At 45.9% G+C, this 25,177-nt stretch carries 28 protein-coding genes; 12 read left to right on the top strand and 16 right to left on the bottom strand.

Annotation, left to right across the window (positions count from 1 at the left end; genetic code table 11):
* Positions 1–30 precede the first annotated feature (30 nt).
* Positions 31–2,940 (top strand): RNA polymerase-associated protein RapA, encoded by a 2,910-nt coding sequence (gene rapA, locus J4N37_RS14035; RefSeq protein WP_039842652.1) that lies wholly within the window; start codon positions 31–33, stop codon positions 2,938–2,940.
* A 99-nt stretch (positions 2,941–3,039) separates the two neighbouring features.
* On the opposite strand, the gene J4N37_RS14030 is transcribed toward rapA, so the two are convergent.
* Positions 3,040–4,305, bottom strand: a complete 1,266-nt coding sequence (locus tag J4N37_RS14030) for an NRAMP family divalent metal transporter (RefSeq protein WP_009707642.1) — start codon at positions 4,303–4,305, stop codon at positions 3,040–3,042.
* A 238-nt stretch (positions 4,306–4,543) separates the two neighbouring features.
* Here J4N37_RS14030 and rluA point away from each other — a divergent pair, with 238 nt between their 5' ends.
* Together rluA and J4N37_RS14020 are read left to right on the top strand one after the other, a co-directional pair.
* Complete coding sequence (gene rluA / locus J4N37_RS14025; protein WP_252041208.1) at positions 4,544–5,296, top strand: bifunctional tRNA pseudouridine(32) synthase/23S rRNA pseudouridine(746) synthase RluA; 753 nt, start codon at positions 4,544–4,546, stop codon at positions 5,294–5,296.
* 32 nt (positions 5,297–5,328) lie between these two features.
* Entirely contained in the window at positions 5,329–6,291 is a 963-nt protein-coding gene (locus J4N37_RS14020) for a D-2-hydroxyacid dehydrogenase (protein WP_252041207.1), read from the top strand.
* Between the two features lie 65 nt (positions 6,292–6,356).
* Here the strand turns inward: J4N37_RS14020 and yjgA are convergent, their stop codons facing one another.
* Positions 6,357–6,881, bottom strand: a complete 525-nt coding sequence (gene yjgA / locus J4N37_RS14015) for a ribosome biogenesis factor YjgA (RefSeq protein ID WP_010450448.1) — start codon at positions 6,879–6,881, stop codon at positions 6,357–6,359.
* Between the two features lie 110 nt (positions 6,882–6,991).
* Between yjgA and pmbA the strand changes: the two genes are divergently transcribed.
* Positions 6,992–8,335, top strand: coding sequence for a metalloprotease PmbA (gene pmbA / locus J4N37_RS14010; RefSeq protein ID WP_010450446.1), 1,344 nt, complete (start codon positions 6,992–6,994; stop codon positions 8,333–8,335).
* 83 nt (positions 8,336–8,418) lie between these two features.
* Here pmbA and mgtE read toward each other — a convergent pair whose 3' ends face one another.
* From mgtE to J4N37_RS13955, 11 genes are all read right to left on the bottom strand, one after another.
* Positions 8,419–9,774, bottom strand: coding sequence for a magnesium transporter (mgtE, locus tag J4N37_RS14005; RefSeq protein WP_010450444.1), 1,356 nt, complete (start codon positions 9,772–9,774; stop codon positions 8,419–8,421).
* Between the two features lie 166 nt (positions 9,775–9,940).
* Complete coding sequence (locus J4N37_RS14000) at positions 9,941–10,216, bottom strand: HPr family phosphocarrier protein (RefSeq protein ID WP_005432843.1); 276 nt, start codon at positions 10,214–10,216, stop codon at positions 9,941–9,943.
* Positions 10,217–10,218: 2 nt separating this feature from the next.
* Complete coding sequence (gene rapZ, locus J4N37_RS13995) at positions 10,219–11,082, bottom strand: RNase adapter RapZ (protein WP_010450441.1); 864 nt, start codon at positions 11,080–11,082, stop codon at positions 10,219–10,221.
* Between the two features lie 14 nt (positions 11,083–11,096).
* Complete coding sequence (ptsN, locus tag J4N37_RS13990) at positions 11,097–11,543, bottom strand: PTS IIA-like nitrogen regulatory protein PtsN (RefSeq protein WP_010450439.1); 447 nt, start codon at positions 11,541–11,543, stop codon at positions 11,097–11,099.
* 2 nt (positions 11,544–11,545) lie between these two features.
* Positions 11,546–11,833 (bottom strand): ribosome hibernation promoting factor, encoded by a 288-nt coding sequence (gene hpf, locus J4N37_RS13985; protein ID WP_010450437.1) that lies wholly within the window; start codon positions 11,831–11,833, stop codon positions 11,546–11,548.
* 24 nt (positions 11,834–11,857) lie between these two features.
* Positions 11,858–13,333, bottom strand: a complete 1,476-nt coding sequence (locus J4N37_RS13980; RefSeq protein WP_038884578.1) for an RNA polymerase factor sigma-54 — start codon at positions 13,331–13,333, stop codon at positions 11,858–11,860.
* A 50-nt stretch (positions 13,334–13,383) separates the two neighbouring features.
* Positions 13,384–14,109, bottom strand: a complete 726-nt coding sequence (gene lptB / locus J4N37_RS13975) for an LPS export ABC transporter ATP-binding protein (protein WP_010450433.1) — start codon at positions 14,107–14,109, stop codon at positions 13,384–13,386.
* A gap of 1 nt (position 14,110) precedes the next feature.
* Positions 14,111–14,602 carry a lipopolysaccharide transport periplasmic protein LptA gene (gene lptA / locus J4N37_RS13970; protein WP_010450431.1) on the bottom strand — a complete coding sequence of 164 codons (492 nt, stop codon included), beginning with the start codon at positions 14,600–14,602 and terminating at the stop codon, positions 14,111–14,113.
* Entirely contained in the window at positions 14,583–15,146 is a 564-nt protein-coding gene (lptC, locus tag J4N37_RS13965; protein WP_252041205.1) for an LPS export ABC transporter periplasmic protein LptC, read from the bottom strand. Before lptC ends, lptA begins: the two co-directional genes overlap by 20 nt.
* 87 nt (positions 15,147–15,233) lie before the next feature.
* Entirely contained in the window at positions 15,234–16,205 is a 972-nt protein-coding gene (kdsD, locus tag J4N37_RS13960; protein WP_071236291.1) for an arabinose-5-phosphate isomerase KdsD, read from the bottom strand.
* Positions 16,206–16,240: 35 nt separating this feature from the next.
* Positions 16,241–17,206 (bottom strand): calcium/sodium antiporter, encoded by a 966-nt coding sequence (locus J4N37_RS13955; protein WP_010450425.1) that lies wholly within the window; start codon positions 17,204–17,206, stop codon positions 16,241–16,243.
* Between the two features lie 408 nt (positions 17,207–17,614).
* On the opposite strand from J4N37_RS13955, the gene mlaF reads away from it, so the two are divergent.
* The 8 genes from mlaF (at position 17,615) to J4N37_RS13915 (ending at position 23,045) form a co-directional block, all read left to right on the top strand.
* Positions 17,615–18,418 carry a phospholipid ABC transporter ATP-binding protein MlaF gene (gene mlaF, locus J4N37_RS13950; protein ID WP_252041203.1) on the top strand — a complete coding sequence of 268 codons (804 nt, stop codon included), beginning with the start codon at positions 17,615–17,617 and terminating at the stop codon, positions 18,416–18,418.
* Positions 18,408–19,199, top strand: coding sequence for a lipid asymmetry maintenance ABC transporter permease subunit MlaE (gene mlaE, locus J4N37_RS13945; RefSeq protein ID WP_010450422.1), 792 nt, complete (start codon positions 18,408–18,410; stop codon positions 19,197–19,199). The genes mlaF and mlaE overlap by 11 nt, the downstream gene beginning before the upstream one ends.
* A gap of 2 nt (positions 19,200–19,201) precedes the next feature.
* Positions 19,202–19,690, top strand: a complete 489-nt coding sequence (gene mlaD / locus J4N37_RS13940) for an outer membrane lipid asymmetry maintenance protein MlaD (RefSeq protein WP_010450419.1) — start codon at positions 19,202–19,204, stop codon at positions 19,688–19,690.
* Positions 19,691–19,693: 3 nt separating this feature from the next.
* Positions 19,694–20,332, top strand: coding sequence for a phospholipid-binding protein MlaC (gene mlaC, locus J4N37_RS13935; RefSeq protein WP_010450418.1), 639 nt, complete (start codon positions 19,694–19,696; stop codon positions 20,330–20,332).
* Positions 20,332–20,640 (top strand): STAS domain-containing protein, encoded by a 309-nt coding sequence (locus J4N37_RS13930; RefSeq protein WP_010450415.1) that lies wholly within the window; start codon positions 20,332–20,334, stop codon positions 20,638–20,640. Before mlaC ends, J4N37_RS13930 begins: the two co-directional genes overlap by 1 nt.
* A gap of 3 nt (positions 20,641–20,643) precedes the next feature.
* Complete coding sequence (gene ibaG / locus J4N37_RS13925) at positions 20,644–20,898, top strand: BolA family iron metabolism protein IbaG (protein ID WP_010450413.1); 255 nt, start codon at positions 20,644–20,646, stop codon at positions 20,896–20,898.
* 8 nt (positions 20,899–20,906) lie between these two features.
* Positions 20,907–22,172, top strand: coding sequence for a UDP-N-acetylglucosamine 1-carboxyvinyltransferase (gene murA, locus J4N37_RS13920; RefSeq protein ID WP_010450411.1), 1,266 nt, complete (start codon positions 20,907–20,909; stop codon positions 22,170–22,172).
* A gap of 147 nt (positions 22,173–22,319) precedes the next feature.
* The gene (locus J4N37_RS13915; protein WP_038884575.1) at positions 22,320–23,045 is read left to right on the top strand and encodes a 1-acylglycerol-3-phosphate O-acyltransferase; all 726 of its coding nucleotides are present in this window, start codon (positions 22,320–22,322) and stop codon (positions 23,043–23,045) included.
* 85 nt (positions 23,046–23,130) lie between these two features.
* Here J4N37_RS13915 and J4N37_RS13910 read toward each other — a convergent pair whose 3' ends face one another.
* The 3 genes from J4N37_RS13910 to pyrB all read right to left on the bottom strand — a co-directional run bounded on the left by J4N37_RS13910 (position 23,131) and on the right by pyrB (position 25,093).
* Complete coding sequence (locus tag J4N37_RS13910; RefSeq protein ID WP_005432832.1) at positions 23,131–23,520, bottom strand: RidA family protein; 390 nt, start codon at positions 23,518–23,520, stop codon at positions 23,131–23,133.
* A 165-nt stretch (positions 23,521–23,685) separates the two neighbouring features.
* A complete protein-coding gene (pyrI, locus tag J4N37_RS13905; protein ID WP_010450405.1) occupies positions 23,686–24,147 on the bottom strand; it encodes an aspartate carbamoyltransferase regulatory subunit in 462 nt (153 codons plus the stop codon).
* Positions 24,148–24,163: 16 nt separating this feature from the next.
* On the bottom strand, positions 24,164–25,093 hold the full coding sequence (pyrB, locus tag J4N37_RS13900) for an aspartate carbamoyltransferase (RefSeq protein ID WP_010450403.1): 930 nt from the start codon (positions 25,091–25,093) through the stop codon (positions 24,164–24,166).
* Between the last annotated feature and the right edge of the window lie 84 nt (positions 25,094–25,177).

Here is a 25,177-nt window from a genome sequence, read left to right as displayed (position 1 = left end):
ATCAAGAACTAATAACGAGGTAGTCAATTCATGACATTTGCTTTGGGGCAGCGCTGGATTAGCGATACGGAAAGCGATTTAGGTTTAGGTACCGTAGTAGCAATGGATGCTCGTACTGTGACATTGATGTTTGCAGCATCAGAGGAAAACCGAGTTTACGCACGTAACGATGCACCAGTTACCCGAGTAACGTTCAACGTCGGTGATGTCATCGATTGCCAAGAAGGTTGGTCATTAAAAGTTGAAGAAGTACTGGAAGATGAAGGTCTATACACCTATTTCGGTACTCGTGAAGACACGCAAGAGACGGCGATCGTGTTGCGTGAAATCTTCCTAAGCAACCACATTCGTTTTAACAAGCCGCAAGACAAGTTGTACGCAGGTCAAATCGACCGCATGGACAACTTTGTACTTCGCTACCGTGCGCTACAAAACCAATTTGAACAACACAAGAGCCCAATGCGTGGTCTGTGTGGCATGCGCGCAGGTTTGATCCCTCATCAGCTTTACATCGCGCACGAAGTCGGTCGTCGTCATGCGCCTCGCGTATTGCTAGCGGATGAAGTGGGCCTTGGTAAAACCATCGAAGCAGGCATGATCATCCACCAGCAAGTGCTGGCTGGTCGTGCCGAGCGTATTCTTATCGTGGTACCAGAGACACTGCAACACCAGTGGCTCGTTGAGATGATGCGTCGTTTCAACCTGCACTTCTCTATCTTTGATGAAGAGCGTTGTATTGAAGCGTTCGCAGAAGCAGAAAACCCATTCGATACGCAGCAATACGTATTGTGTTCTCTGGATTTCCTACGTAAGAGCCGCAAGCGTTTTGAGCAAGCGCTAGAAGGCGAGTGGGATCTATTGGTTGTCGATGAAGCGCACCACCTAGAGTGGAGCCAAGACAAACCAAGCCGCGAATACCAAGTGGTAGAAGGCTTGGCAGAACGTACTGCGGGTGTACTACTACTGACAGCGACACCAGAACAACTTGGTCGTGAAAGCCACTTCGCTCGTCTACGTCTGCTAGATCCAGATCGTTTCTACGATTACGACGCATTTGTTGAAGAAGAAGAGCAATACGCACCTGTTGCGGATGCTATCACGTCGTTATTCTCTGGTGAGAAGCTGCCTGACGAAGCGAAAAACCAAATTACTGAACTGCTTTCTGAGCAAGACGTTGAGCCACTATTCCGCATTATTGAAAGCGACAGTGATGAAGAAGCGAAAGCGTCAGCGCGCCAAGAGCTGATCGACAACCTAATGGATCGTCACGGTACTGGTCGCGTTCTGTTCCGTAACACGCGTGCAGCGATCAAAGGCTTCCCGAAGCGTAACGTACATCTAATGCCAATGGACATTCCGCAGCAGTACACCACGTCAATGCGTGTATCAGGCATGATCGGTGGCAAGATGACACCAGAAGCACGCGCGGTGAAGAACCTTTACCCAGAAGAAATCTTCCAAGAGTTTGAAGGTGAAGATTCAAGCTGGTGGCAGTTTGACTCACGTGTGAACTGGCTACTTGAGAAAGTAAAAGAGAAGCGCAGCGACAAAGTGCTGGTTATTGCTTCTCGTGCAAGTACGGCACTACAACTTGAGCAAGCATTGCGTGAGCGTGAAGGTATTCGTGCAACTGTATTCCACGAAGGTATGTCGATCCTTGAGCGTGACAAAGCAGCGGCTTACTTCGCGCAAGAAGAGGGTGGCGCGCAGGTTCTTATCTGTAGTGAAATCGGCTCAGAAGGTCGTAACTTCCAGTTTGCTAACCAACTTGTGATGTTCGATTTGCCGTTCAACCCAGACTTGCTAGAGCAACGTATTGGTCGTTTGGACCGTATCGGTCAGAAGCGTGATATCGACATTCATGTACCTTACCTGAAAGGCACATCGCAAGCGATTCTGGCGCGTTGGTTCGATGAAGGTCTGAACGCGTTTGCTGAAACCTGTCCAACAGGTCGTGCGGTTTACGATAAGTACTCTGATGCGCTGATTGAAATGCTGGCATCTGGTGATGTTTCAAACCTTGATGAAGTGATTGAAGAATCAGCGAAGATGAACAAAGAGCTGAAATCACAACTTGAGCAAGGTCGTGACCGCCTACTAGAGATGCACTCAAATGGCGGTGATAAAGCACAGCAAATCGTTGAGAAAATCGCATCGACAGATGGCGATACAAACCTAGTGACATTCGCGTTGTCTCTGTTCGACACCATTGGCTTGAACCAAGACGACAAAGGCGAGAACGCACTTGTGGTAACGCCATCTGAACACATGATGGTGCCAAGTTACCCAGGCTTGCCATATGAAGGCGCGACAATCACGTTTGACCGTGATACTGCGCTGTCTCGTGAAGACATGCACTTCATCAGTTGGGAACACCCAATGATTCAAGGTGGTATCGATTTGCTGATGAGCGAAGGCGTGGGTACCTCTGCGGTTTCTCTACTGAAGAATAAAGCGCTACCAGTGGGCACTATCCTACTTGAACTGGTATACGCGGTGGATGCACAAGCACCAAAACGCAGCGGCATTGCTCGTTTCCTACCGAAGACGCCAATTCGCATGATGATGGATGCTCGTGGTAACGATCTGTCTTCTCAGGTTGAGTTTGAAGGTTTCAACCGTCAGCTTAGCCCGGTAAACCGTCACCTAGGCAGCAAGCTAGTGACATCAGTACAGAAAGACATTCACAGCCTAATCGAAGCGGGTGACGCATTGGTTGAGCAAAAAGTGGAAGAAGTTCGTAAGCAAGCGCATCAAGATATGCAGCAAAGCTTGAATGCCGAGCTTGAGCGTCTACAAGCACTGAAAGCGGTAAACCCGAACATCCGTGATGAAGAAATTGAAGCGATTGAAGAGCAAATCAAAGAGCTAACAGGTTACATCAACCAAGCTCAGGTTCAGCTAGATTCGCTACGTCTGATTGTGGTCAGCCACAACTAATCAGCGTTCATACAAACGAAAAAAGGTCTTCAATTGAAGACCTTTTTCTTTATCTGAGCTTTGTTTATCCCACGAGCTAAGTTAGTCGCTCGCAGCTAATTACATCAACCACTTCCACCAAATAAACAGTGCTAAGAAGCCGAATAAGTAAATCAAACCAGCAATCGACAACCACTTCAATTTACGACCCAATGCCAATGGCTTAGGTAAGTCCGTTTTACTCACTAGAATGTAGTTCAATAGCGCGAAAAACGGTGTCGTCATAAATGCCAGCACCATGGCAAAGTCCAACATTGGCAGCAGTGCCGAAGCCCAGAACACAACAATACCTAAAGCTAGTAGCGATACGATCAGCATGATCGCAGACGTCGCTTTTGGATCGGTTTCTGGCTGTGAACGCAGTAGGCGCTGAGAGTCTGAAATGACACGTGAATAACCATCAATCACCGTAATCGTACTACCGAAGATACAGAAGAACGCAATCACTGCAATTAAGTAACGTGACCACTCACCAATGGTCGAAGCGTACAATCCAACAAGCTGGTGGGAGAAGCCTACGCCGGAGCTCTTAAGCTCGATGCCTGAGCCGTGCAACATCAACGCGCCTAGCGATACAAACACCAAAGCCAGTACCGCTGTGCCAATGTAGCCGACATTGAAATCAAACAGGGCAGATTTTGCCGTAACTTCTTGTTGGCTAGTTTGGCGTTTTAACCACGCAGACGTCAAACAAGAGATCTCGATTGGAGCAGGCATCCAGCCCATGGTCACAACGATAAAGCCGATTGCTGCAATTGACCACGGAGAAGGGGATTCAAAGTTCGCAACAGGCTCTACAGGGTTACCAAATGCAATCGCCACCGCCAGCAAAGTCGCAATGGTCAATACGGTCATGATGGCTTTAGAGAGTGTATCTAGCGCTTTGTAATGACCAGCAAATAGGATCACCAAGCACGTGACCAATACGATGATGCTGAGCGATGCCATCGACAATGAAAATGGAATGAAGTAGCCCAACAAGCTAGCACTGAACATCAACAGGGCTGCTGTATTGATTACCGCTGAAACAGCACTAAGAAACAAGAACAACCACAAGTATGGGCGACCAAGCTTTGCATAGCCTTCAACCAGAGTTTTACCTGTGCCCATGGTGTATTGCACGCCTGCTCGGAAGAATGGGTATTTAAAAAGGTTTACCAGCAGGATGAGCGCCGCGAGTTGCCAGCCGTAGATCGCCCCAGCTTTGGTGGATGCAACAAGGTGAGAGCCACCGACGGCGGCAGAGGCCATAAGAATACCAGGGCCAAGGGAGCGGAAGAATTGCGAGACTTTGGATTGGGGTTGATCGGATACTGCGGATTCCATTTATTATTGTCCTTTTTGTGTCAACTATGCTTATAAATAACATTACCGCTCAGCTTGTCAATTTATATTTACGAAGTGATTTTTTTAATTTTTCTCTTCGTTATTGACTTGGCTATTTTTGTTATTTCTAAAAGTTATATCGATGGTAAAAAGAGGCAGGATTTAAGCGATTTTTCTGCATGCATCTTTGCATCTCTTGGGTATAATCAGCGCGTTTTTTTTTGTAGAGATCCTGCCCATGGCAATGCTTGAGTACAATCCACCAACCGACCCTTGGATTGATGTCGTTTTTGAAGATGAGCAAATTTTGGCGGTAAACAAGCCATCTGGTTTGCTTTCTGTGCCGGGGCGTCTTGCTGAGCATCATGACAGCATGTGGGGTCGCTTAACCGAGCAATACCCTGACATTCAAGTTGTGCATCGTTTAGATATGTGCACTTCTGGCTTGATGGTGCTCGCTAAAAACAAACGTGCAGAAAGTGCGTTAAAAAAGCAGTTTCAATACCGATTGACGCATAAGATTTACTACGCGCGCGTTTGGGGTCATATAGAGCAAGAAGAGGGTGAGATTGACCTGCCGCTGATTTGTGATTGGCCTAATCGTCCGTTGCAGAAAGTGTGTTTTGAAGATGGCAAACCTTCTAAGACGCTGTTCCAAGTAGCGAAGCGAGAAGAACATCCTGATGGTTCAAAGACGACGATTGTACGTTTGTTGCCGATCACTGGTCGATCACACCAATTGCGAGTTCATATGCAGGCATTAGGTCACCCGATTGTGGGCGATGAGTTTTACGCAACCGAAGAAGCGAAAGCCTTCTCTGAACGCCTAGAACTGCATGCCGCTGAGTTGAGCTTTTACCATCCGAAATGCCATTGGCTGCGCAGCATTTTTGTTCCTTGTGATTTCTACCCGGAAGCGGAAGCGATGATCTTTGACTATTTCGACCCAGCGCGTAAATTACCAGATTACAAAACACTGCCTCGCCCATAAATTCATCTTTAGGCAGTGAACAAGGAGTTGTTATGTCACTGCCTAAAGTGGTCTTCCTCGACCGCGCGACCATCCCCACTCAAATTCAAATACCTCGTCCAAGCTTTGCCCATGATTGGGTGGAATACGATCTGACTTCTCCAGAGCAAGTGATTGAGCGTCTCACTGATGCGGATATCGTTATCAGTAACAAAGTGGTGCTCGACCAAACCGTTCTATCTCAGCTTCCTAATCTCAAGATGATTGCTGTGGCGGCCACGGGGTTCAACAACGTCGATATCAACTATTGCGCTGAGCGCAATGTTGCGGTCGCGAACGTGCGTGGCTATGCGACTCGGTCTGTACCAGAGCACGTTATCGCAATGCTGTTTGCCTTGCGTCGTAACTTGTTTGGTTATCATCAAGATATTGCGGCAGGCGAGTGGCAACGCAACAAGCAGTTCTGTTTCTTTACGCATCCGATTGGAGACGTTGCAGGTAGCACCTTAGGTGTGGTTGGCAGCGGCGCATTAGGTCAGGCAACGGCACGATTGGCAAAAGCATTGGGTATGAATGTGTTGTTTGCCGAGCGTAAAGGCGCAACAGAGTGCCGAGAAGGCTATGTTTCTTTTGCTGATGTTCTTGAGCAAGCGGACGCCATCACATTGCATTGCCCTTTGAATGATGAGACGCAAAACTTGATTGGCGCGGCGGAGCTTAAGCAGATGAAGCCTACGTCAATTTTGATTAATACTGGACGTGGTGGCTTGGTGGATGAGCAAGCTTTGGTGGACGGCTTAAAGCAAGGTGAGATTGCTGGTGCTGGGGTTGATGTCTTTACCCAAGAGCCCGCCAATGAGAATAATCCGCTGATTGCCAATATGCACTTGCCGAACCTATTGCTGACGCCACACATTGCCTGGGGTAGTGACTCATCGATTCAGCGTTTGGCTGAGATTCTGATTGAAAATATTAACGCCTTTGAGCGCGGTGAAAGTCTCAATCGCTTGGCGTAATAGCAGAAAATCGGCATGAAAAAAGCAGACACAAAGGTCTGCTTTTTACGTTCTTAAGCGTTGAATTACATTTCTTCTTCAAACGCTTTAAGAATTTGGAAGATTTCACGGTAAGATTTTGCTGGTTTACCGGCTTTCTTCTCTTTCGCTGCTTGGCGAGCAAGTTGACGTAGACGTTGACGATCCGCTTCTGGGTACAGTTCCATTACGTCATCAATCGCTTTATCGCCTTCTTCCACAACGCGATCACGCAGTGCTTCTAGCTTGTGCAGAGCGGCTGTCGCTTGTGAGTGCTTGTTGCGGATTTTATCCAGCGCCGCTTGGATTGGTTCTGGATCTTCGTAACGCATTAGCTTACCAATACGTTGTAGCTGACGACGACGCGCTTCGTTTTTAAAGCGTTGTGCATCAGCGACCGCTTCTCGTAGGTCTTCGCTCAATGGAAACTTATCTAGAACAGCTGGCTTTAGGCCTACAAGCTCTTCACCTAGCTTTTGCAGCTCTTCCATGTCTCGCTTCATCTCGGATTTACTTACCCAGATGATCTCTTCTTCTGGTTCCCATGGCGCTTTTTGATTCTTACGTGCCATTTCAGTTGCCTGTGTTTTGATTAATATTATGACTATTTTAACAAGAATCGTGGGGAGAAAGCGAAATTCTTGTTATTCTATTGTACATCGAATACATGATGTGAAAGACAATGGATATTAAACAGCAGGTTGCTGAGCAACGTACCGAGCTAGAACAAGCCGTTTCACGTGCACTAGAAATCGCTGCGGCGAAGTCTGATGCCGCTGAAGTCGCAATCACCAAGAGCACAGGTTTGAGTGTTTCCACTCGCATGGGTGACGTGGAAAACGTTGAATTCAATAGCGATGGCGCACTGGGTATCACCGTCTACCGTGGTCAACGCAAAGGCAGTGCTTCCACATCTGACTTGAGTGAAGCTGCTATCGAACAAACGGTCTTAGCAGCACTAGACATTGCTCAATACACATCAGAAGACCCATTCGCAGGTCCTGCTCCAAAAGAATACATGGTGAAAGAGGTACCAGACTTAGACCTTTTCCACCCAGATGCGCCCGATCCAGACTACGCAGCGCAAGTCGCGATTGCCGCTGAAAAAGAAGCGTTGAACTACAGCGATGCGATTAAGCAAAGCGATGGTGCAAGCTACGATAGCCACTATGGCGTAAAAGTGTATGGTAATAGCCACGGCTTGTTAGCCAGCTATGCATCCAGCCGTCATAGCACCAGCTGTTGTGTAATTGGTGTGGGTCAAAACGGTGAGATGGAACGTGATTACAGCTACACCGTTGCGCGTCATCGTGATGATCTTTGGACACCAGAAACTGTTGGTCGCAACGCTGCAGAGAAAACCATCAGCCGCCTTGATGCGCAAAAGCTTAAGACAGGCAAATACCCGGTGATGTTTGCTGCAGATGTAGCGACAGGCTTGATTGGTCACCTAGTGATGGCAATCAGTGGTGGTAACCTATACCGTAAGTCTTCTTTCCTATTGGATCATCTTGGTAAGCAAGTATTACCTGAGTGGTTCAACATTTCTGAGCGTCCACACGTACTACGTGGATTGGCTTCCAGCCCATTTGATAGTGAAGGTGTATACACGCAAGATCGTGAAATCATCACCGATGGTGTTTTAGCAACTTACTTGCTAACCAGCTATGCCGCTCGCAAGATGAAGATGGACCCAACGGGTCACGCTGGCGGAATCCACAACTGGTACGTGAAGTCGACAGGTCAAAACTTCGAGCAAATGTTGAAAGAGTTGGGCACCGGTCTACTGGTAACAGAGACCATGGGTCAAGGCGTGAACGTTGTGACTGGCGATTACTCTCGTGGTGCTGCAGGTTTCTGGGTAGAAAACGGTGAAATCCAATACCCAGTGTCTGAAATTACTATCGCGGGTAACTTGAAAGACATGTTCAATCAGATTGTGGCTGTGGGTAGTGATGTAGAAACACGCTCACAAATCCAAACAGGTTCTATCTTGTTGGATACCATGAAGGTTGCCGGTGAGTAAGCTCACTAACCGCTAGATACGAAAAAGCCTGATGTGTTCATCAGGCTTTTTTATTGTTTGTTACCTACTGGTCATTACTGAGGCTAAATCATCAAGGTCGCGAGACCGAGGAAAACTGAAAGACCAATCACGTCGGTCACTGTCGTCAGCGCCATACCACCAGCCAGTGCTGGGTCGATATTCATCTTCTTCAGTAGTATTGGGATAGTTACACCCGCAACACCTGCCACAAGCAGGTTGGTCAGCATGGCTGCCGAGATAATCCCGCCAAGCATCCAGTTACCTTTCCAAGCTACTACAATACCACCGATGATCAGCGCCCACATGATGCCGTTCAGCAAGCCGATAGCCGCTTCTTTCATCAACAGTTCGCGTTTGTTCGAGTCACCGATATGACCGAGTGCTAAGCCACGGATCACAAGCGCAACGGTTTGGTTGCCTGCTACACCACCCATTGAAGGTACGATCGTCATCAGGACGGCAATCGCAGCCATTTGGTCTAGAGTCGCTTCAAACATGTTGGAGACAGAAGCAGCGGCCAGTGCAGCAAGTACGTTGGCACCAAGCCAAATACTACGTTTACGAGCAGACTTTACCACAGGCGCGAAGGTATCTTCGTCGTCATCCATACCCGCCATACTCATCATTGAGTGTTCGGCATCTTCACGGATAACGTCAACCACGTCATCGATGGTGATACGACCAACGAGGTGCTGATTTTCATCCACAACCGGAGCAGATACCCAGTTACGACGCTCAAACAGGCTTGCTACGTCAGAGTCACTAGTATCAACAGTAATCGCATCATCCGCATCTTCCATCACCTCACTGACTTTGACATCAGGTTGTGTGGTGATCAGCGTCGTGATCGGTAGTTCACCAATCAGTTTGCTCTCATCATCAATAACGTACAGCGCGTCAGTTGCTTCAGGCAGTTCGCCTTTCATACGCAGATAACGCAGGACAACATCCACATCAACGTCACCACGAATGGTGATTACGTCGGTGTTCATCAGTCCACCCGCGGTATCCTCAGGGTAGGATAGGGCGGTTTCCACGCGCAGACGATCGGCAGAGTCCATTTGAGAGAGAACTTCACGTGAGACGTCGTCAGGCAAGCTACGCAGTACGTAAGCCACGTCATCGGTGTCCATGCCTTCTGTCGCTTCTGCAAGCGCTTCAGGAGCCATTTTGGACACAAGACTGTCTTTAACATCTTCGTTCAGCTCGTCAAGAATCTCACCGTAATCTTCTGGATCGGTGAGCTGCCAAAGAACCTCACGACTCTTACGCGGCGAGGCTTCTAAAAGGTGTGCGATATCCTCAGGTTCCATGTCCTGCAGTTGGCGACGAACATGGACAAAGCGACCGTTTTCCAGTGCTTCTGTGACTTCTTGGAGGGCTTGGTGAGCTTGGTCGAATTCTATTTGCTCTGCCATTCATTCCTCCCAATTCCTGATATTTACAATGCTTTGAATAATAACTTAATTCTAGGCACCTTTTAATAACAACTTATGAAAGTCGACAAAATTATTTATCGGAATTTAAGCAGGAGGTGAAAGTTATGTGGGATATCTGGCTAGAGATAATAAAAAAGCGAGTGAATCACTCGCCTTCGTCAAACTTATCTTCAATCAAATGGCAAACCGCATCAAGAGCTTGCTCGGATTGATCGCCAGTGGCGTGGATGGTCACGTATTGTCCTTGGGCGGATTCCAACATCAGCAAGCCCATGACGCTGTCTGCAGTTGCAGTTTTGTCTTCTTCGTTATCGATGGTGATCACCGCATCGAAGCTCTGTGCCAGTTCGACCAATTTTACTGCCGCACGAGCGTGCAAGCCTAAGCGGTTTTGGATCAATACTTTACGACTTAGTTCCACCGTTATTCCTTAACATTCTTTTCCAGTGAAGTGTGGCGAATTTGTACTTGGTGTCCTTTATCCGCAAAGTACTCACCGATTTTTTGAGTGAGATAAACCGAGCGATGTTTGCCACCAGTACAACCAATCGCAACGGTCAGGTAGCTGCGGTTGTTTTTCTCTAATAGAGGCAGCCAAGTCTCAATGAAGCTTTCAATCTGGTATTTTAGGTCAAGTACCGACTGATGCTGCTCTAGGAACGCACCGATCGGAGCATCCAAACCAGTAAGAGGGCGCAACGCAGGCTCCCAATGTGGGTTTGGTAAGAAGCGCACATCAAACACGTAATCTGCATCTGATGGTAAACCGTATTTGAAACCAAATGACTCAAACACCATCACCAAGTCTTTACGCTCGCGCCCTTCAACACGCATACGTACCGTTTCGCTGAGATCATGCAGAGATTGACCGCTACTGTTCAGGACTAAGTCAGCATGCGCTTTTAGTGGCATCAGTATTTCATGCTCAAGCTCAATGGCTTGATCCAGTGATAAAGACTGGCTTCCCAATGATAAGGGATGAATTCGGCGGGTTTCGCTGTAGCGTTTAAGTAGCGTTTCTTTGTTCGCATCTAAGAACAGTACCGTAACGTCCAGCTCAGCCTTTAGCTTTTCTAGCGTGGTGTTTAGTTCTTTGAGTTTCTTAGGGATATTTCGAATATCGATGCTTACTGCAACGTTTTGTTTGCTCTCAGAGACTGATTGAACAAACGCGTCGAGTAAGTTGACTGGTAGGTTGTCTACACAGTAATAACCTAAATCCTCAAGTACGCGTAAGGCAACACTCTTCCCGGCACCAGAGTGCCCGCTAACAACGATTAATCGCATGGTGATTGCCTCGATTACTGATGAATCATAATGTCGTAGAGTTCTTCGTCACTCTGAGCTTTACGCAGCATTTTGAGTACTTGCTTATCACTCAAGCGCTCTGCCATAGAGGAAAGTGTTTTGAGGTGCTCTTTGCACTGTTCTTCGGGAACAAGAAGAGCAAAAAGAAGGTCGACAGGTCGGTTGTCGATAGCGTCAAACTCAATTGCTTCGTCGCATTGTAGTAAAACGGCGATAGCTTTGTCGCTGGATTGCATTCTTGCGTGAGGAATAGCAATACCATTACCGATACCAGTACTCCCCATTTTTTCTCTGCTGAGCATACACTCAAACAGTTGTGTAGAATCTTGGCCCGTGTTTTCAGCGACAATCTGACTGATCATCTCTAGGGCACGTTTCTTACTTGTACAATGGACTGCACTTTTGGTGCAGTCCAGTGACAGTATCTCGCTCAATTGCATGATTAATGACTGTTTAGTTTTTCTTTGTGCTTGTTAAGTTGACGAACTAATTTATCCACCAGCGAATCAATTGCTGCATACATATTTTCGTCATTCGATGACGCATGGATTTCGCCCTGATTTATGTGGAGCGTAGCTTCCGCTATTTGGTTGAGTTTTTCAACTTTTAGTACGACTTGTACTTGATTGATGTGGTCGAAGAACCTTTCGAGCTTCTGAAACTTAGATTGAACATAGTCTTGCATTGAATCGGTAAGATCAACGTGATGGCCTTGAATATTGATTTGCATAGACTTTCCTTTTCAGTTGGTGCCTTAAAGTAGGCGTTTACGCTGACTTGAAGGGGCGATACCCAAGGATTCACGATACTTCGCGATCGTTCGTCTTGCGACTTGAATCCCTTGGTCAGCCAGAAGAGCAGCAATTTTGCTGTCACTCAATGGTTTAGCGGTATTTTCCGCTGCGACCAGTTTTTTTATGAGAGCGCGAATTGCTGTGGACGAACATTCTCCACCATTGTCTGTACTAACATGACTAGAGAAGAAGTACTTCAATTCAAAAATGCCACGTGGGGTATGCATAAACTTCTGTGTAGTCACACGAGAGATCGTTGACTCATGCATGTCCACATCCAATGCTACATCGTTAAGTACCATTGGTTTCATGGCTTCTTCACCATACTCGAAGAAATCTTGTTGATGTTCAACAATACATCTTGCAACTTTGAGAAGCGTCTCGTTTCTGCTTTCTAGGCTCTTGATTAGCCATTTTGCCTCTTGCAAATTGCTGCGAATGTACTGGCTATCCGCACTGTTGCCTTTGCCTAGTTGCGCATATTGTTGATTTACTTTTAGTTTCGGAATGCTGTCAGGGTTTATGGAGACGGTCCATTTACCATGATCTTTAAATACGGACACATCCGGAATGACGTATTCAGTGTCATCGGGTGTGATACGACTACCTGGGCGCGGATCAAGTTGTTGAATCAACTTCAATACTTCACGCAAGTCCGCCTCTTTAAGCTTAGTTTCTTTGATTACCAGCTTGTAGTCGCGATTACCAAGGTGGTCGATATGATCGCTTAACACCATTTTTGCTTCAGCGAGCCACGGCGTGTCTTCAGGGAAGGTCGCCAGTTGCAGTAGCAAGCATTCTTGCAGGTTGCGAGAGGCTACACCAAGTGGGTCAAATTGTTGGATACGCTTACGTACCGCTTCTACTTCATCTAATTCCACTTCTTCGTTATCGAAGCTTTCGTGGATTTCTTCAGGAGAAAGGGTTAGGTAGCCGTAGTCGTCGATGGCATCGATTATCGCGAGGGCGATGGTGCGGTCGGTTTCACTGAAAGGTGTTAAGTCTAACTGCCACATGAGGTAATCGTGCAGCGACTCCGTGGTCTCACCTTGGTAGACTGGCATGTCGTCATCCAGCGCTAGGCCAGTGCTGCCCGTGTTTGCGCTGTATACGTCATCCCAAGTGGTATCAATTTCTAGCTCAGAGCTGATTTCCGATTTTTCAATCACGTCTGAGCTGTCTGGAAGGTCGGGCTCTGAGGCATCGTTGGCTTCGTTCGCACTGTTATCAGCAGATTCAGACGCTGATTTGTCTTCACCGTTTGCTTGAGGTTCTTCGTGGCCTTCTTCAACTTCCAGTAGCGGGTTGGAGTCCAGTGCTTCTTGGATTTCTTGTTGAAGATCGAGCGTCGACAATTGCAACAAACGAATCGCTTGCTGCAGCTGCGGCGTCATGGCTAACTGTTGACCTAGCTTGAGTTGTAATGAAGGTTTCATTCAGTGTTACTTACCTTGTAATGCTCAGAATCTTACCGTTCCTAATGTAATCATAGACGGAATTGTTCGCCGAGATAAACTTGTTTCACTTGTTCGTTGTTGAGAACTTCGTCCGGAGTCCCAGAAGCGATGAGGTGACCTTGGCTTACGATATAGGCTTTTTCACACACGTCCAAGGTTTCACGTACGTTGTGGTCAGTGATTAATACACCAAGACCGCGATCGCGCAAGTGTTCGATGATTTTCTTGATGTCGTTAACCGAAATTGGGTCAACACCCGCGAACGGTTCATCCAACAAAATGAACTGAGGGTTTGCTGCCAATGCACGAGCAATTTCTACACGGCGGCGTTCACCACCTGATAGTGCCATACCTGCACTGTTTCGTATGTGCTGTATGTGGAATTCTTCCAATAAATCTTCCAGTTTATCTTGGCGCTCTTCTCGTGTTAACTCTTGGCGAGTCTCAAGAACGGCCATGATATTGTCTTCAACAGATAGCTTACGGAAGATTGATGCTTCTTGTGGTAAGTAGCCGATCCCCATACGAGAACGGCTATGCATAGGTAGAATACTAATATCTTGGTCGTCGATAGTGATGATACCTTCATCACGAGGCACCAAGCCTACAATCATGTAAAATGATGTGGTTTTACCTGCACCGTTTGGCCCGAGCAGACCAACAATTTGGCCAGATTCGACTTCTAGACTCACATCAGTCACAACCTTGCGCTTTTTGTAACTTTTCGCAAGGTTCTTTGCGCGTAAAATTGACATTTTATTTTACCTGATTAGGTTGTAAGACCGTTGTTACTCGTTCTGTCTTTGAGCTATCGGCAACTAACTTCTGTTGTTGGATGTGATAGCGAATCGTTGAACCTCGAATAGTATTTCCTTCTTGCTCGAGTTCAGCATTTTTACGCATAACAAGCTGATCTGTTTTGATTATGTAATCAAGTTCGTTTGCTTGGCCATTAAGCGTCTTTCCATCATCCATTAGTTGAGAAAAAGTAGCGGGTTTTCCGTATGCCTCAATTTGGGATATTTCTTGAGTATTCGCATCTCTCGTAACAATTACTTTGTCAGCATTTATGTTAATACTCCCTTGCTTCAGGGATACATCCCCCTGAAAAACAACCTTGTTACTTTTCATATCAACTTGTTGTGTATCAGAGTTAATGTAAACAGGTTGCTCGGTATCTGATTTTAGAGCTAGTGCTGTTGGGGCTGCTAAAATCAATGTTAGTAAGCTAAGGTGTAACAGTTTCATATCGACCTTGAACATCATTTGTTAGAGTTGCAATGTGACTATTTAAGTTTCCGTGCATTGCGCCTCCAGTATTTTCAAACTGTGGTCCAACTAGAATAACTTTCTGATTGGCGTAAAAATCTCGATTATTTAGATTGATTGTCATTTTATCTGTCGCCATGGTGTCGAAGCTAGCGCCAGGTAATAGATTGTGCATTAGAACATCATCGTACAGAGTTAATACTTGGTCATCATCCAAGACTGCTGTTCTAGATGTTACTTTCCACTCTACAATTTCACCACCTTTGTATACGAACAAAATAGGCTGCTCAAAAAGAGTGCTTCCACTTTTAGCAAAGTAGTCTAAATGGTTTGCGACAATGACATAACTTCTAATGCCATCATCTCCGTATGTTGTATTTTCTAACTTGTTACCACTAAACATTGGCAACTCGGTGTTAGGTGCTATCTGGACATCTGAATTTCTTTCAGATGAAAAGATATAATAGCTACACCACGTGATGGAGACTATCAGCATCAAATATATGAAACGAGTAAAACTCATATAATAAAGGCCTTTATTTTAGCTCAGTACTTCCCTGACTATTGCCTTATTTAAATTGGGTGCAGTGCGCAGTACAGTGAGTACTGATCACATTACACCTGCTTTTAACAAATCATGCATATTCAGTGCACCAACAATTTTGTTGTCTTCGCATAAAACTAAAGCGTTGATGTTCTTATCTTGCATTAAATTTAAACCTTCCACTGCAAGCATTTCTGGGTGCGCTGTGGTTGGATTTCTAGTCATTACGTCACCAATCGCAGTCGTGTGGATATCAATACGTTTATCTAGCGTGCGACGCAAATCACCATCGGTGAATATTCCAAGCATAGCATCGTGTTCATCGACGATAGCCGTCATCCCCAAGCCTTTTTCTGAAATCTCGAGTAAGGCATCACGAATCAGTGCATCCGGTGAAACTTTTGGTAGTGAGTTTCCAAAGTGCATAATATCAGACAGCTTCAACAACAGTTTTCTTCCCAGCGCACCGCCGGGATGAGATAAAGCGAAGTCTTCTGCGGAAAATCCACGTGCCTGAAGTAAAGCTACCGCCAATGCGTCACCCATAACCAAAGTTGCAGTGGTACTACTGGTTGGCGCGAGACCAAGAGGGCAAGCTTCTTTTGGCACGGTGATTTGCAGATGCAGATCAGACAGCTTCGCCATGTTCGACTCTGGCTTGCCAGTCATGCTGATGATTTTGATGTTCAGGCGTTTCAACACAGGGAATAGAGATAGAATCTCATGAGATTCACCCGAGTTTGAAATCGCGATAACGATGTCACCCGCGCTGATCATACCAAGGTCACCATGCGCTGCCTCACCTGGGTGGACAAAAAATGCAGAGGTTCCAGTACTTGCTAGTGTCGCAGCAATCTTATTGCCAATATGACCTGATTTGCCCATCCCCATCACGACAACTTTACCGCTATTGGAAAGAATCAACTTACAAGCTTGTTCAAACTGCTCATTAAAGTATTGGTCTAGCTGTTGTAGAGCTGAAACTTCAATATCAAGAACTTGTTTAGCAGCTGCGCGAAAATCAAATTGAGTGGGCATATCAGAGCTCCAATTCGTGTTTACTTATTTTGTTATTAAGCGGCCATGTTTGCGAATAGGTATACTTGGTAAGCCAAGAAACACACAAACAGAATGGAACCTTCTAGTCGGTTGATGCTTCGAGATTTACCAAGACACATCGCTACGAGTAGCAGAGACACGCCTAGCATTACCCAGAAATCACGCCCCATTGCATATTCGCTCAGCATCGATGGGTTGATAATGCCTGGTAGGCCCATTACCGCAAGAATATTGAATACGTTTGAACCGATGATGTTACCTACAGCCATGTCGTCTTCGCCTTTAAGAACACCTGCAAGAGAAGCGGCTAGCTCTGGAAGGCTAGTACCAATGGCAATGATAGTTAGACCGATCACAAGGTCGCTCATACCAAAGTATTTAGCGATGATAACAGCATTGTCTACCAGCATGCTCGCTGCTAAGGGAAGTAGTATCAAGCCAATCACGACCCACATAATTGCTTTAGGGTTAGTTACGCCTTCTGGAACTTCAGATTCTTGTTCATCAACAAACGCGTCACCGGCTTTCTGCTCTTTACGGCTGATTTGCAGCATGGCAAATAAGAAACCAGCGAACAGAATGAATAACAAGATGCCTTCATAGAAACCTAAGTGGCTATCCCATAGCAAAATACCGGCAAGCACAGTAACTGCTATCATCAAAGGCAGTTCACGGCGAATCACGGCAGAGCTTATAGAAAGTGGTTTGATAATCGCAGTAATACCTAGGATCAAAGCAATGTTAGCGATGTTTGAACCCAGTACGTTACCAACCGCTGTATCGGTTTTGCCATCCCATGCTGCGGTTGCTGAAACCATCATTTCTGGTGCAGATGAGCCCATTGCTAGAATGGTCATGCCGATCACTAGTGGTGAAATACCGACGTTGCGGGCTAGAGCAGCGGAGCCAAAAACTAACTTATCTGCACTCCAAACAAGTAAAACAAGACCGACGATAAGCAACGCAACGGCTTCGAGCATGATGATTCCTAGGTAATAAATAAGCAAAATGAGTAACCGCTAATTTTGACCTTTTGCGACCAAAAATGGAAGATAAACAATGCATAAATTAAAAGTTAGTAACGAATTTGTGTTTAATTGTTGCTCAATCGCGAATGAAGATAATGCAACCGAGTGTAGGTCAACTCTAAACCGCTCTACACCTTAAAATGTGTGCTCTTTTGAGAATTCTTTGAAATTTTATGGTTTTCTTTAATTGAACAGTGCTTTTAATTCACTTTTAATCCACCGCCGATCTGCTTATGATGACAAGCTTGAGTCGTACTCAAATGATTTTTATTGCCAAGTCAGTTGGCTGAAATGAGTAGCTATTGGAGCAATGGGTATACTTTACTGATTGTCTTTACCTATGAGTAAGAGAAAAATGCTATGCCAAACGATGATTTAGTTACAGTGAACAATCTTACTTTCTCGCGAGGAGAACGTAAGATTTTCGATGGCATTGAGTTACATATCCCGAGAGGGAAAATTACCGCAATTATGGGGCCATCTGGAATAGGTAAAACGACTCTATTGCGCTTAATTGGTGGCCAATTATATCCAGAGCAGGGAGAGATTTGGTTTGACGGTGACAACATCCCTAGATTATCTCGAAAGCACTTATACCATGCTCGTAAAAAGATGAGTATGTTGTTCCAATCAGGCGCTCTGTTTACTGATTTGAACGTTTTCGATAATGTCGCGTTTCCTTTGCGTGAACATACAGATCTCCCCGAAGAATTAATCCGAACCATGGTGCTGCTAAAGCTTGAAGCTGTAGGGTTACGAGGGGCTGCGGAGTTAAAACCAAGCGAGCTCTCTGGTGGTATGGCTCGCCGTGCTGCATTAGCCCGCGCGATAGCGCTCGACCCTGACCTTATCATGTACGACGAACCTTTTGTTGGTCAGGATCCAATAACCATGGGTGTGCTTGTTGAGCTGATCAGTAATTTGAATCGAGCGTTAGGTGTGACCTCCATTATCGTTTCTCATGATGTGCCCGAAGTGATGAGCATTGCCGATTGGGTTTACTTGATGGCCGATGGCAAAGTGATTGCGTTTGGCACACCACAAGAGTTGAGAGACAATCCTGACCCTCGCGTGCAGCAGTTTTTACAAGGCGAAGCGGATGGGCCAGTACCATTCCGCTTCCCAGCTCAAAGTATCGAAAAGGATTTATTTGATGGTCGATAGCTTTATTCAATTTGTCGCTTCTTTAGGAAGACGCACATTAGCCATCTGCGAAGCATTCGGTCGTGCAACCTTGATGCTTGTTGGTGCATTATTGACTCGACCTCAGCCAATTAAAAATTTGCCTTTGCTGGTCAAGCAGCTTTATTCCGTAGGCGTTCAATCGTTGGCTATCATCGTGGTATCTGGTTTGTTCATCGGCATGGTGCTTAGCTTGCAAGGCTACGTGGTGTTGGTGGATTACGGTGCAGAGGGCAGCCTTGGTCAAATGGTGGCCTTGTCATTGCTACGTGAACTTGGGCCCGTAGTAACTGCGCTGTTGTTTGCAGGTCGTGCTGGTTCAGCATTAACGGCAGAAATCGGTCTGATGAAAGCTACTGAGCAGTTGTCTAGCTTGGAAATGATGGCGGTTGACCCGCTGAAACGAGTGATAGCGCCACGCTTTTGGGCGGGGGCGATCTCAATGCCTCTACTTGCTATGATCTTTATGGCTGTGGGGATTTGGGGCGCTCAGCTTGTTGGCGTCGATTGGAAAGGCGTAGATCATGGTAGTTTCTGGGCTGCAATGCAGTCTTCGGTCGAATTAGGTCAAGACATCGGTAACAGCATGATCAAGTGTATCGTGTTTGCTATTACCGTTACTTGGATTGCTTTGTTTAATGGCTATGACGCTATTCCGACGTCTGAAGGGATCAGCCGAGCAACGACGCGCACTGTAGTGCATTCTTCTTTAGCAGTACTGGGCTTAGACTTCGTACTGACCGCATTGATGTTTGGGAATTAATCATGCAACAAACACGTAAAACAGAATTATGGGTTGGCAGCTTTGTATTAGCGGGAATTTGCGCGATTCTTGTGATGATTTTTCAGGTTGCTGACGTAAAAAGCATTGGCTCTGGCAATACTTACACCTTGAAAGCCGAGTTCGATAATATTGGTAGTTTAAAAGTTCGCTCACCTGTGAAGGTTGGTGGTGTGGTTATCGGTCGAGTGAGTGATATTACGCTAAATGCGGATAATCTACTGCCAGTAGTGAGCTTGTCGATTAACAGTCAATACAACCAGTTCCCAGAAACCTCGAGTGTGCAAATATTGACATCGGGATTGATTGGTGAACAGTACATAGGCTTAGTGCCTGGTTTTGTTTTTGACGATGAAGAAATGCTTGTAGATGGCGATACCATCGAAGACACCAAGTCAGCATTGGTCTTGGAAGACCTAATCGGGCAGGTTCTATATAGCATTGGTGGCTCAGGCGATACGAGTAAGGAATAACCCATGTTTTCTAGATTATTACTTTCTTTTTTAGCAACGTTCGCAGCATTTGGTGTTGTTGCTGATGAAGTCGATAAAACACAGCCATACCAAATGATGAAGCAAGTTGCGGAAGTGACGTTTGACCGCCTCAAGGCTGAACAGCCGAAGATCAAACAAGACCCTAATTTGTTAAAAACCATCGTTGAAGAAGAGCTGATGCCTTACGTTAACGATCGCTACGCTGCATTGAAATTGCTTGGACCTAACTTAAAAGGGGCAAAGCGTGAAGATGTAGGGGAGTTTATCAAAGCATTTCGGGCTTACTTAGTGACATCTTATGCGCAAGTATTAACGCAATATTCTGATCAACAAATCGCTTTTGGCCCAGAACCAAAATTGGATTCATCTAAACGTATTACGAGCATTAAGGTAGATATTATTGATGCTCCGCGTCCTAACATTAGGCTTGAATTCAAATTGCGCAAAGACAAGAAAACAGGCGAGTGGTTGGCATTTGATATGGTTGCTGAAGGTATTAGCTTACTGTCGAGCAAACAATCTGAATGGAACACGAAAATCCGTCAAGATGGTATTCTTGCGGTAGCAAAAGATCTAGAAAAGCTGGCGGAACAACCGATTCGCTTTGAGGCGGAAAAGTAATGGAACAGTGGCATTTACAGGCTGGTATTCTTAAACTTACAGGAGCGCTGGATCGTGAAACCGTTCCGGCTCTTTGGGTTGAGGCACAGAAGTGGCAACCATCACAAACCGAATTAGAGTGCTCTTTATTGGATATTGAGCGTGTTGACTCTGCAGGAATGGTGATGTTAATCCACTTATTAGAGCATGCAAAAAAGCAAAACTGTCATATAATGCTGAGTTTCGTGCCAGCGCAACTGCGCACTTTGTTTCAACTTAGTAATGTTGAATCCTTAGTGGCAAAACACATACAGAATTATCAGGGGTAAATTGTGGATAGCGCAAAAGTACAACAGCTATTAGAAGAAGCACTAAACCTTCAAGAAGTGCATGTAAAAGGTGAAGGTAGCCATTATGAGGTGGTTGCTGTTGATGCTTGTTTCGATGGAATGAGCCGCGTTAAGAAGCAGCAGTTAATTTACGGTCCTCTGATGGATTACATCCAGCGTAACGACATTCACGCACTATCGATTAAAGCGTTCACTCCAGATGAGTGGGCTCGTGATAAAAAGCTAATGTCGCTATAAGGTTTATAATGGAAAAGTTTCGAGTTATTGGGTCAGATCAGCCGTTGGTTGGTGAAGTGACCATTTCAGGTGCAAAAAACGCAGCACTGCCGATTTTATTTGCGTCAATTTTGGCTGAAGAGCCAGTAGAAGTAGCAAACGTACCACACCTTCGTGATATCGACACAACCATGGAACTGCTAAAGCGCTTGGGCGCTAAAGTCAGCCGCAATGGTTCTGTTCATGTCGATCCAAGCAGTATTAATGAGTACTGTGCGCCTTACGACTTGGTGAAAACCATGCGAGCATCAATTTGGGCACTTGGCCCATTAGTGGCTCGTTTTGGTAAAGGTCAAGTTTCTCTACCTGGCGGTTGTGCGATTGGTGCTCGTCCTGTTGATCTACATATCACAGGTCTAGAGCAGCTTGGTGCAACCATCACACTAGAAGATGGTTACGTTAAAGCGGAAGTAGATGGTCGCCTAAAAGGTGCACACATCGTGATGGACAAAGTAAGTGTTGGTGCAACCATCACTATCATGTGTGCAGCAGCACTTGCTGAGGGCACAACAACGCTAGACAATGCAGCGCGTGAACCTGAAATCGTTGATACAGCGGACTTCCTAAACACGCTAGGTGCGAAAATCTCTGGTGCAGGTACTGATACCATCACTATCGAGGGTGTTGAGCGTCTAGGTGGTGGTAAGCACAACGTCGTTGCTGACCGTATCGAAACCGGTACTTTCCTAGTAGCGGCAGCGGTTTCTGGCGGCAAAGTGGTATGTCGTAATACCAATGCACACCTTCTAGAAGCGGTACTGGCTAAGCTAGAAGAAGCAGGCGCATTGGTAGAAACTGGCGATGACTGGATTTCTGTTGATATGACTGACCGTGAGCTGAAAGCGGTAAGCATCCGCACGGCTCCGCACCCAGGTTTCCCTACTGACATGCAGGCGCAATTCACACTATTGAACATGATGGCGAAAGGCGGCGGCGTAATCACAGAAACGATCTTTGAAAACCGTTTCATGCACGTACCTGAACTGATGCGTATGGGCGCGAAAGCGGAAATTGAAGGCAACACGGTTATCTGTGGCGATGTAGATTCACTAAGTGGTGCACAAGTAATGGCAACTGACCTACGAGCTTCGGCAAGTTTGGTCATTGCGGGTTGTATTGCGAAAGGTGAAACCATCGTTGATCGTATTTACCACATTGACCGCGGTTACGACAAAATCGAAAATAAACTGGCTGCACTTGGCGCAAATATTGAGCGAGTGAGCGAGGCAAGTTAAACTGCGGTGCAGGTGACTTGGATATGAAGAGAGCCGAAACGTTGGTTTCGGCTTTTTTGTATCGCGCTTTCTTGCATAGTTCATGACTATGTCAAAAGAGACAATAATAGCTGTAGCTGGCGTAAAGCTGGTTCTTGGAGAACAACAATGATTGCACTGTTACGTGTATTTGCTGTCGCAATTTTCGCAATTGTGATGTTTATTGGTGGTTGTGGTTACTGCCTACTAAGCCCTAGAAATCCTAAGCATGTTTTCACCTTCGGCCGTCTATTCGGCAAGATGTCGCGTGTATTTGGTATCAAGCTTGAGCTACGAATTCCAGAAGATGCGTATTCGCGTGGTCAGCATGTTTATATTGCAAACCACCAAAACAACTGGGACCTGTTCACCGTGTCTTCGGCGGTTACACCAAAAGTGGTTACCGTAGGTAAAAAGAGTTTGGCGTGGATGCCTCTATTTGGTCAGCTTTACTGGCTAACTGGCAATATTCTGATCGACCGTGCGAATCGTTCTAAAGCGAAAGGTACCATTGACCAAGTTGTGGATAGCATCAAGAACAGTGATGTTTCAATATGGATGTTCCCAGAAGGTACTCGCTCTCGTGGCCGTGGTTTGCTGCCATTTAAGACTGGTGCGTTTCATGCGGCTATTGGTGCAGAGGTGCCAATCATTCCAATCGTATGCAGTTCGACTGATCATATTAAATTAAATCGTTGGAACAACGGACATGTAATCATTGAGATGCTGCCGCCAGTAAGCTCTGAGGGCTACGGTAAAGAGAGTGTCCGTGAGCTGGCGAACAGCTGTCGTGAGCAAATGAAAGAGAAACTAGAAGCGTTGGATGAAGAAGTGAAACAGCGCAACGCAGCTTAAGCCTGACTGCGATACAGCAGCAAAAAGACAATAGAAAACGGGTAGCCTGAGCTACCCGTTTTTTTATGCTTGTTAGCAAGTGCAATTATTTGCGAACTGCGATTGCTTCAATCTCGATGCCAACATCTTTAGGCAGACGAGCGACTTCTACACAAGAACGTGCAGGGTAGTTTGCTACTTCGTGTTCATCGAAGAATTTACCGTAAACTTCATTTACTGTACCGAAGTCGTTTAGGTCTTTCACGAATACTGTCATTTTAACGATGTCTGTTACTTTAAGGCCTGATGCTTCAACTACAGCTTTTACGTTTTCTAGAGATTGACGAGCTTGCTCTGCGATGTCGGCAGACACTTCACCTGTCGCTGGGTTTACCGGGATTTGGCCAGAAGTAAGAACCATGTTGCCTAGATCTACGCCTTGAACGTAAGGACCGATTGCTGCTGGTGCAGACTCAGTGTGAAGTACTTTCGTCATTTGAATTGTTCCATCTGTTTAGGGGAATAAAGAGTTTACTCAAGCATTTTGAGTGTTCTTAAGAATAAGCAGTGTGCCTTTAAACATGAAGCACGTAAAGAGCAAAATACCCCGCATGAGCGGGGTATTGGTCAATTTATCGTTAGCAAGAATCGAAGCGAGAAATTAACGCTCAGTGACGATCTCACGTGCGAATACTTTCTCACAGTATTTACACTTTAGACGGATTTCTTCCTTCTTCTCGAACACTTGGAAGCTGCTCGCTACAGGCTCGTTGTGTGTAATACAGTTGCTGTTCGGACACTCAAACACGTTGTTAATTCGCTCAGGCAGTTCTAGTGCAAGCTTCTTAACTACTTCGTAGTTTTCGATTTGGTTTACGGTTGCATGTGGTGCGTAAAGTGCAAGCTTGCTTGCCTGCTCTTCATTGATAAACACGTTTTCAATCTTCAGTAGGTCTTTGTGACCCAGAGCCGAAGAAGGCAAGTTCAGACCGATAGTTACGCGCTGAGAAGAATTATGCATGTCGAACAGTTTCAGCACTTTGATACCAATTTGCGCAGGAATATGGTCGATTACCGTGCCGTTTTTGATTGCCTCTACCTGCAATTGAGTTTCTTTAGTCATGTCTTTTCTCCCCCGATTACAGTGTTTCGTTAAGAACCAATGCCAACAACGCTTGACGAGCGTATACACCGTTCTGTGCTTGTTGGAAGTAGTAGGCGTGTGGAGTTGCATCCACATCCGTGGTGATTTCATCCACGCGAGGTAGTGGGTGGAGTACTTTTAGGTTGTCACGCGCACCCTCTAATAGTGCTGCTGTTAGGATATAAGCGGACTTGATATGTGCGTATTCAGACTCGTCAAAACGCTCTTTTTGTACGCGCGTCATGTAAAGGATATCTAGCTCAGGGACGACACTTTCCATATCAGTGTGCAGGCTGTATTGAATGCCTGCTTCGTCAAGCTCCTCACAGATGTAATCTGGCATTGCCAGTGCGTCTGGTGCGACGAAGAAGAAACGAATGTTGTTGAACTTTGCCAGTGCTTGCGTCAAAGAGTGCACAGTGCGACCGTACTTTAGGTCACCAACAAACGCGACGTTAAGGTTATCCAGACGGCCTTGCGTTTCGGCGATTGTGTATAGATCGAGTAGGGTTTGCGTAGGGTGTTGGTTTGCACCGTCACCTGCGTTGATGACTGGTACACCGTTAGAAAACTCAGATGCAAGGCGAGCCGCGCCTTCCTGAGGGTGGCGCATCACGAATGCATCAACGTAAGAGGAGATAACTTGTACCGAGTCAGACAGTGTCTCGCCTTTTTTTGCCAGGGAGGTGTTTCCATCATTGTCAAAACCAATCACATCGCCACCGATACGTTGAATCGCAGTCTCGAATGACAAGCGAGTACGTGTGGATGGTTCAAAGAAACAGCTAGCTACGACCTTGTTTTTAATCAGTTCTGGACGAGGTTCTTTTTTTAGTTGACCTGCAGTTTCAACAATCAGTTCCAGTTCTTCACGTGAAAGCTCTGGAATAGAGATGATGTGCTTCTGGTAAAGCGAATTCGCCATGATCTTCTTCCCTATAACAGTAGTGACTATCTCCAAAATTCACCACGATTGAATTTTGGACATAAAAAAACCTCCCCAAATGGG

The sequence above is a fragment of the Vibrio sp. SCSIO 43153 genome, assembly GCF_023716625.1.
In the GTDB taxonomy this organism is placed as follows: domain Bacteria; phylum Pseudomonadota; class Gammaproteobacteria; order Enterobacterales; family Vibrionaceae; genus Vibrio; species Vibrio rotiferianus.
This window is presented reverse-complemented; position numbering and strand designations above follow the sequence as displayed.

Coding starts and splice junctions, on each gene's coding strand:
- lptC (WP_252041205.1), bottom strand. CDS start 15,146: ATGAGTTTTACTCGTTTCATATATTTGATGCTGATAGTCTCCATCACG.
- yjgA (WP_010450448.1), bottom strand. CDS start 6,881: ATGGCACGTAAGAATCAAAAAGCGCCATGGGAACCAGAAGAAGAGATC.
- J4N37_RS13915 (WP_038884575.1), top strand. CDS start 22,320: ATGATTGCACTGTTACGTGTATTTGCTGTCGCAATTTTCGCAATTGTG.
- rapA (WP_039842652.1), top strand. CDS start 31: ATGACATTTGCTTTGGGGCAGCGCTGGATTAGCGATACGGAAAGCGAT.
- hpf (WP_010450437.1), bottom strand. CDS start 11,833: ATGCAAATCAATATTCAAGGCCATCACGTTGATCTTACCGATTCAATG.
- rluA (WP_252041208.1), top strand. CDS start 4,544: ATGGCAATGCTTGAGTACAATCCACCAACCGACCCTTGGATTGATGTC.
- ptsN (WP_010450439.1), bottom strand. CDS start 11,543: ATGCAATTGAGCGAGATACTGTCACTGGACTGCACCAAAAGTGCAGTC.
- J4N37_RS13930 (WP_010450415.1), top strand. CDS start 20,332: ATGGAACAGTGGCATTTACAGGCTGGTATTCTTAAACTTACAGGAGCG.
- J4N37_RS13910 (WP_005432832.1), bottom strand. CDS start 23,520: ATGACGAAAGTACTTCACACTGAGTCTGCACCAGCAGCAATCGGTCCT.
- mlaC (WP_010450418.1), top strand. CDS start 19,694: ATGTTTTCTAGATTATTACTTTCTTTTTTAGCAACGTTCGCAGCATTT.
- lptB (WP_010450433.1), bottom strand. CDS start 14,109: ATGTCAATTTTACGCGCAAAGAACCTTGCGAAAAGTTACAAAAAGCGC.
- murA (WP_010450411.1), top strand. CDS start 20,907: ATGGAAAAGTTTCGAGTTATTGGGTCAGATCAGCCGTTGGTTGGTGAA.
- mlaF (WP_252041203.1), top strand. CDS start 17,615: ATGCCAAACGATGATTTAGTTACAGTGAACAATCTTACTTTCTCGCGA.
- J4N37_RS13955 (WP_010450425.1), bottom strand. CDS start 17,206: ATGCTCGAAGCCGTTGCGTTGCTTATCGTCGGTCTTGTTTTACTTGTT.
- mgtE (WP_010450444.1), bottom strand. CDS start 9,774: ATGGCAGAGCAAATAGAATTCGACCAAGCTCACCAAGCCCTCCAAGAA.
- lptA (WP_010450431.1), bottom strand. CDS start 14,602: ATGAAACTGTTACACCTTAGCTTACTAACATTGATTTTAGCAGCCCCA.
- J4N37_RS14030 (WP_009707642.1), bottom strand. CDS start 4,305: ATGGAATCCGCAGTATCCGATCAACCCCAATCCAAAGTCTCGCAATTC.
- J4N37_RS14020 (WP_252041207.1), top strand. CDS start 5,329: ATGTCACTGCCTAAAGTGGTCTTCCTCGACCGCGCGACCATCCCCACT.
- pyrI (WP_010450405.1), bottom strand. CDS start 24,147: ATGACTAAAGAAACTCAATTGCAGGTAGAGGCAATCAAAAACGGCACG.
- kdsD (WP_071236291.1), bottom strand. CDS start 16,205: ATGCCCACTCAATTTGATTTTCGCGCAGCTGCTAAACAAGTTCTTGAT.
- mlaE (WP_010450422.1), top strand. CDS start 18,408: ATGGTCGATAGCTTTATTCAATTTGTCGCTTCTTTAGGAAGACGCACA.
- J4N37_RS13980 (WP_038884578.1), bottom strand. CDS start 13,333: ATGAAACCTTCATTACAACTCAAGCTAGGTCAACAGTTAGCCATGACG.
- rapZ (WP_010450441.1), bottom strand. CDS start 11,082: ATGCGATTAATCGTTGTTAGCGGGCACTCTGGTGCCGGGAAGAGTGTT.
- pmbA (WP_010450446.1), top strand. CDS start 6,992: ATGGATATTAAACAGCAGGTTGCTGAGCAACGTACCGAGCTAGAACAA.
- pyrB (WP_010450403.1), bottom strand. CDS start 25,093: ATGGCGAATTCGCTTTACCAGAAGCACATCATCTCTATTCCAGAGCTT.
- mlaD (WP_010450419.1), top strand. CDS start 19,202: ATGCAACAAACACGTAAAACAGAATTATGGGTTGGCAGCTTTGTATTA.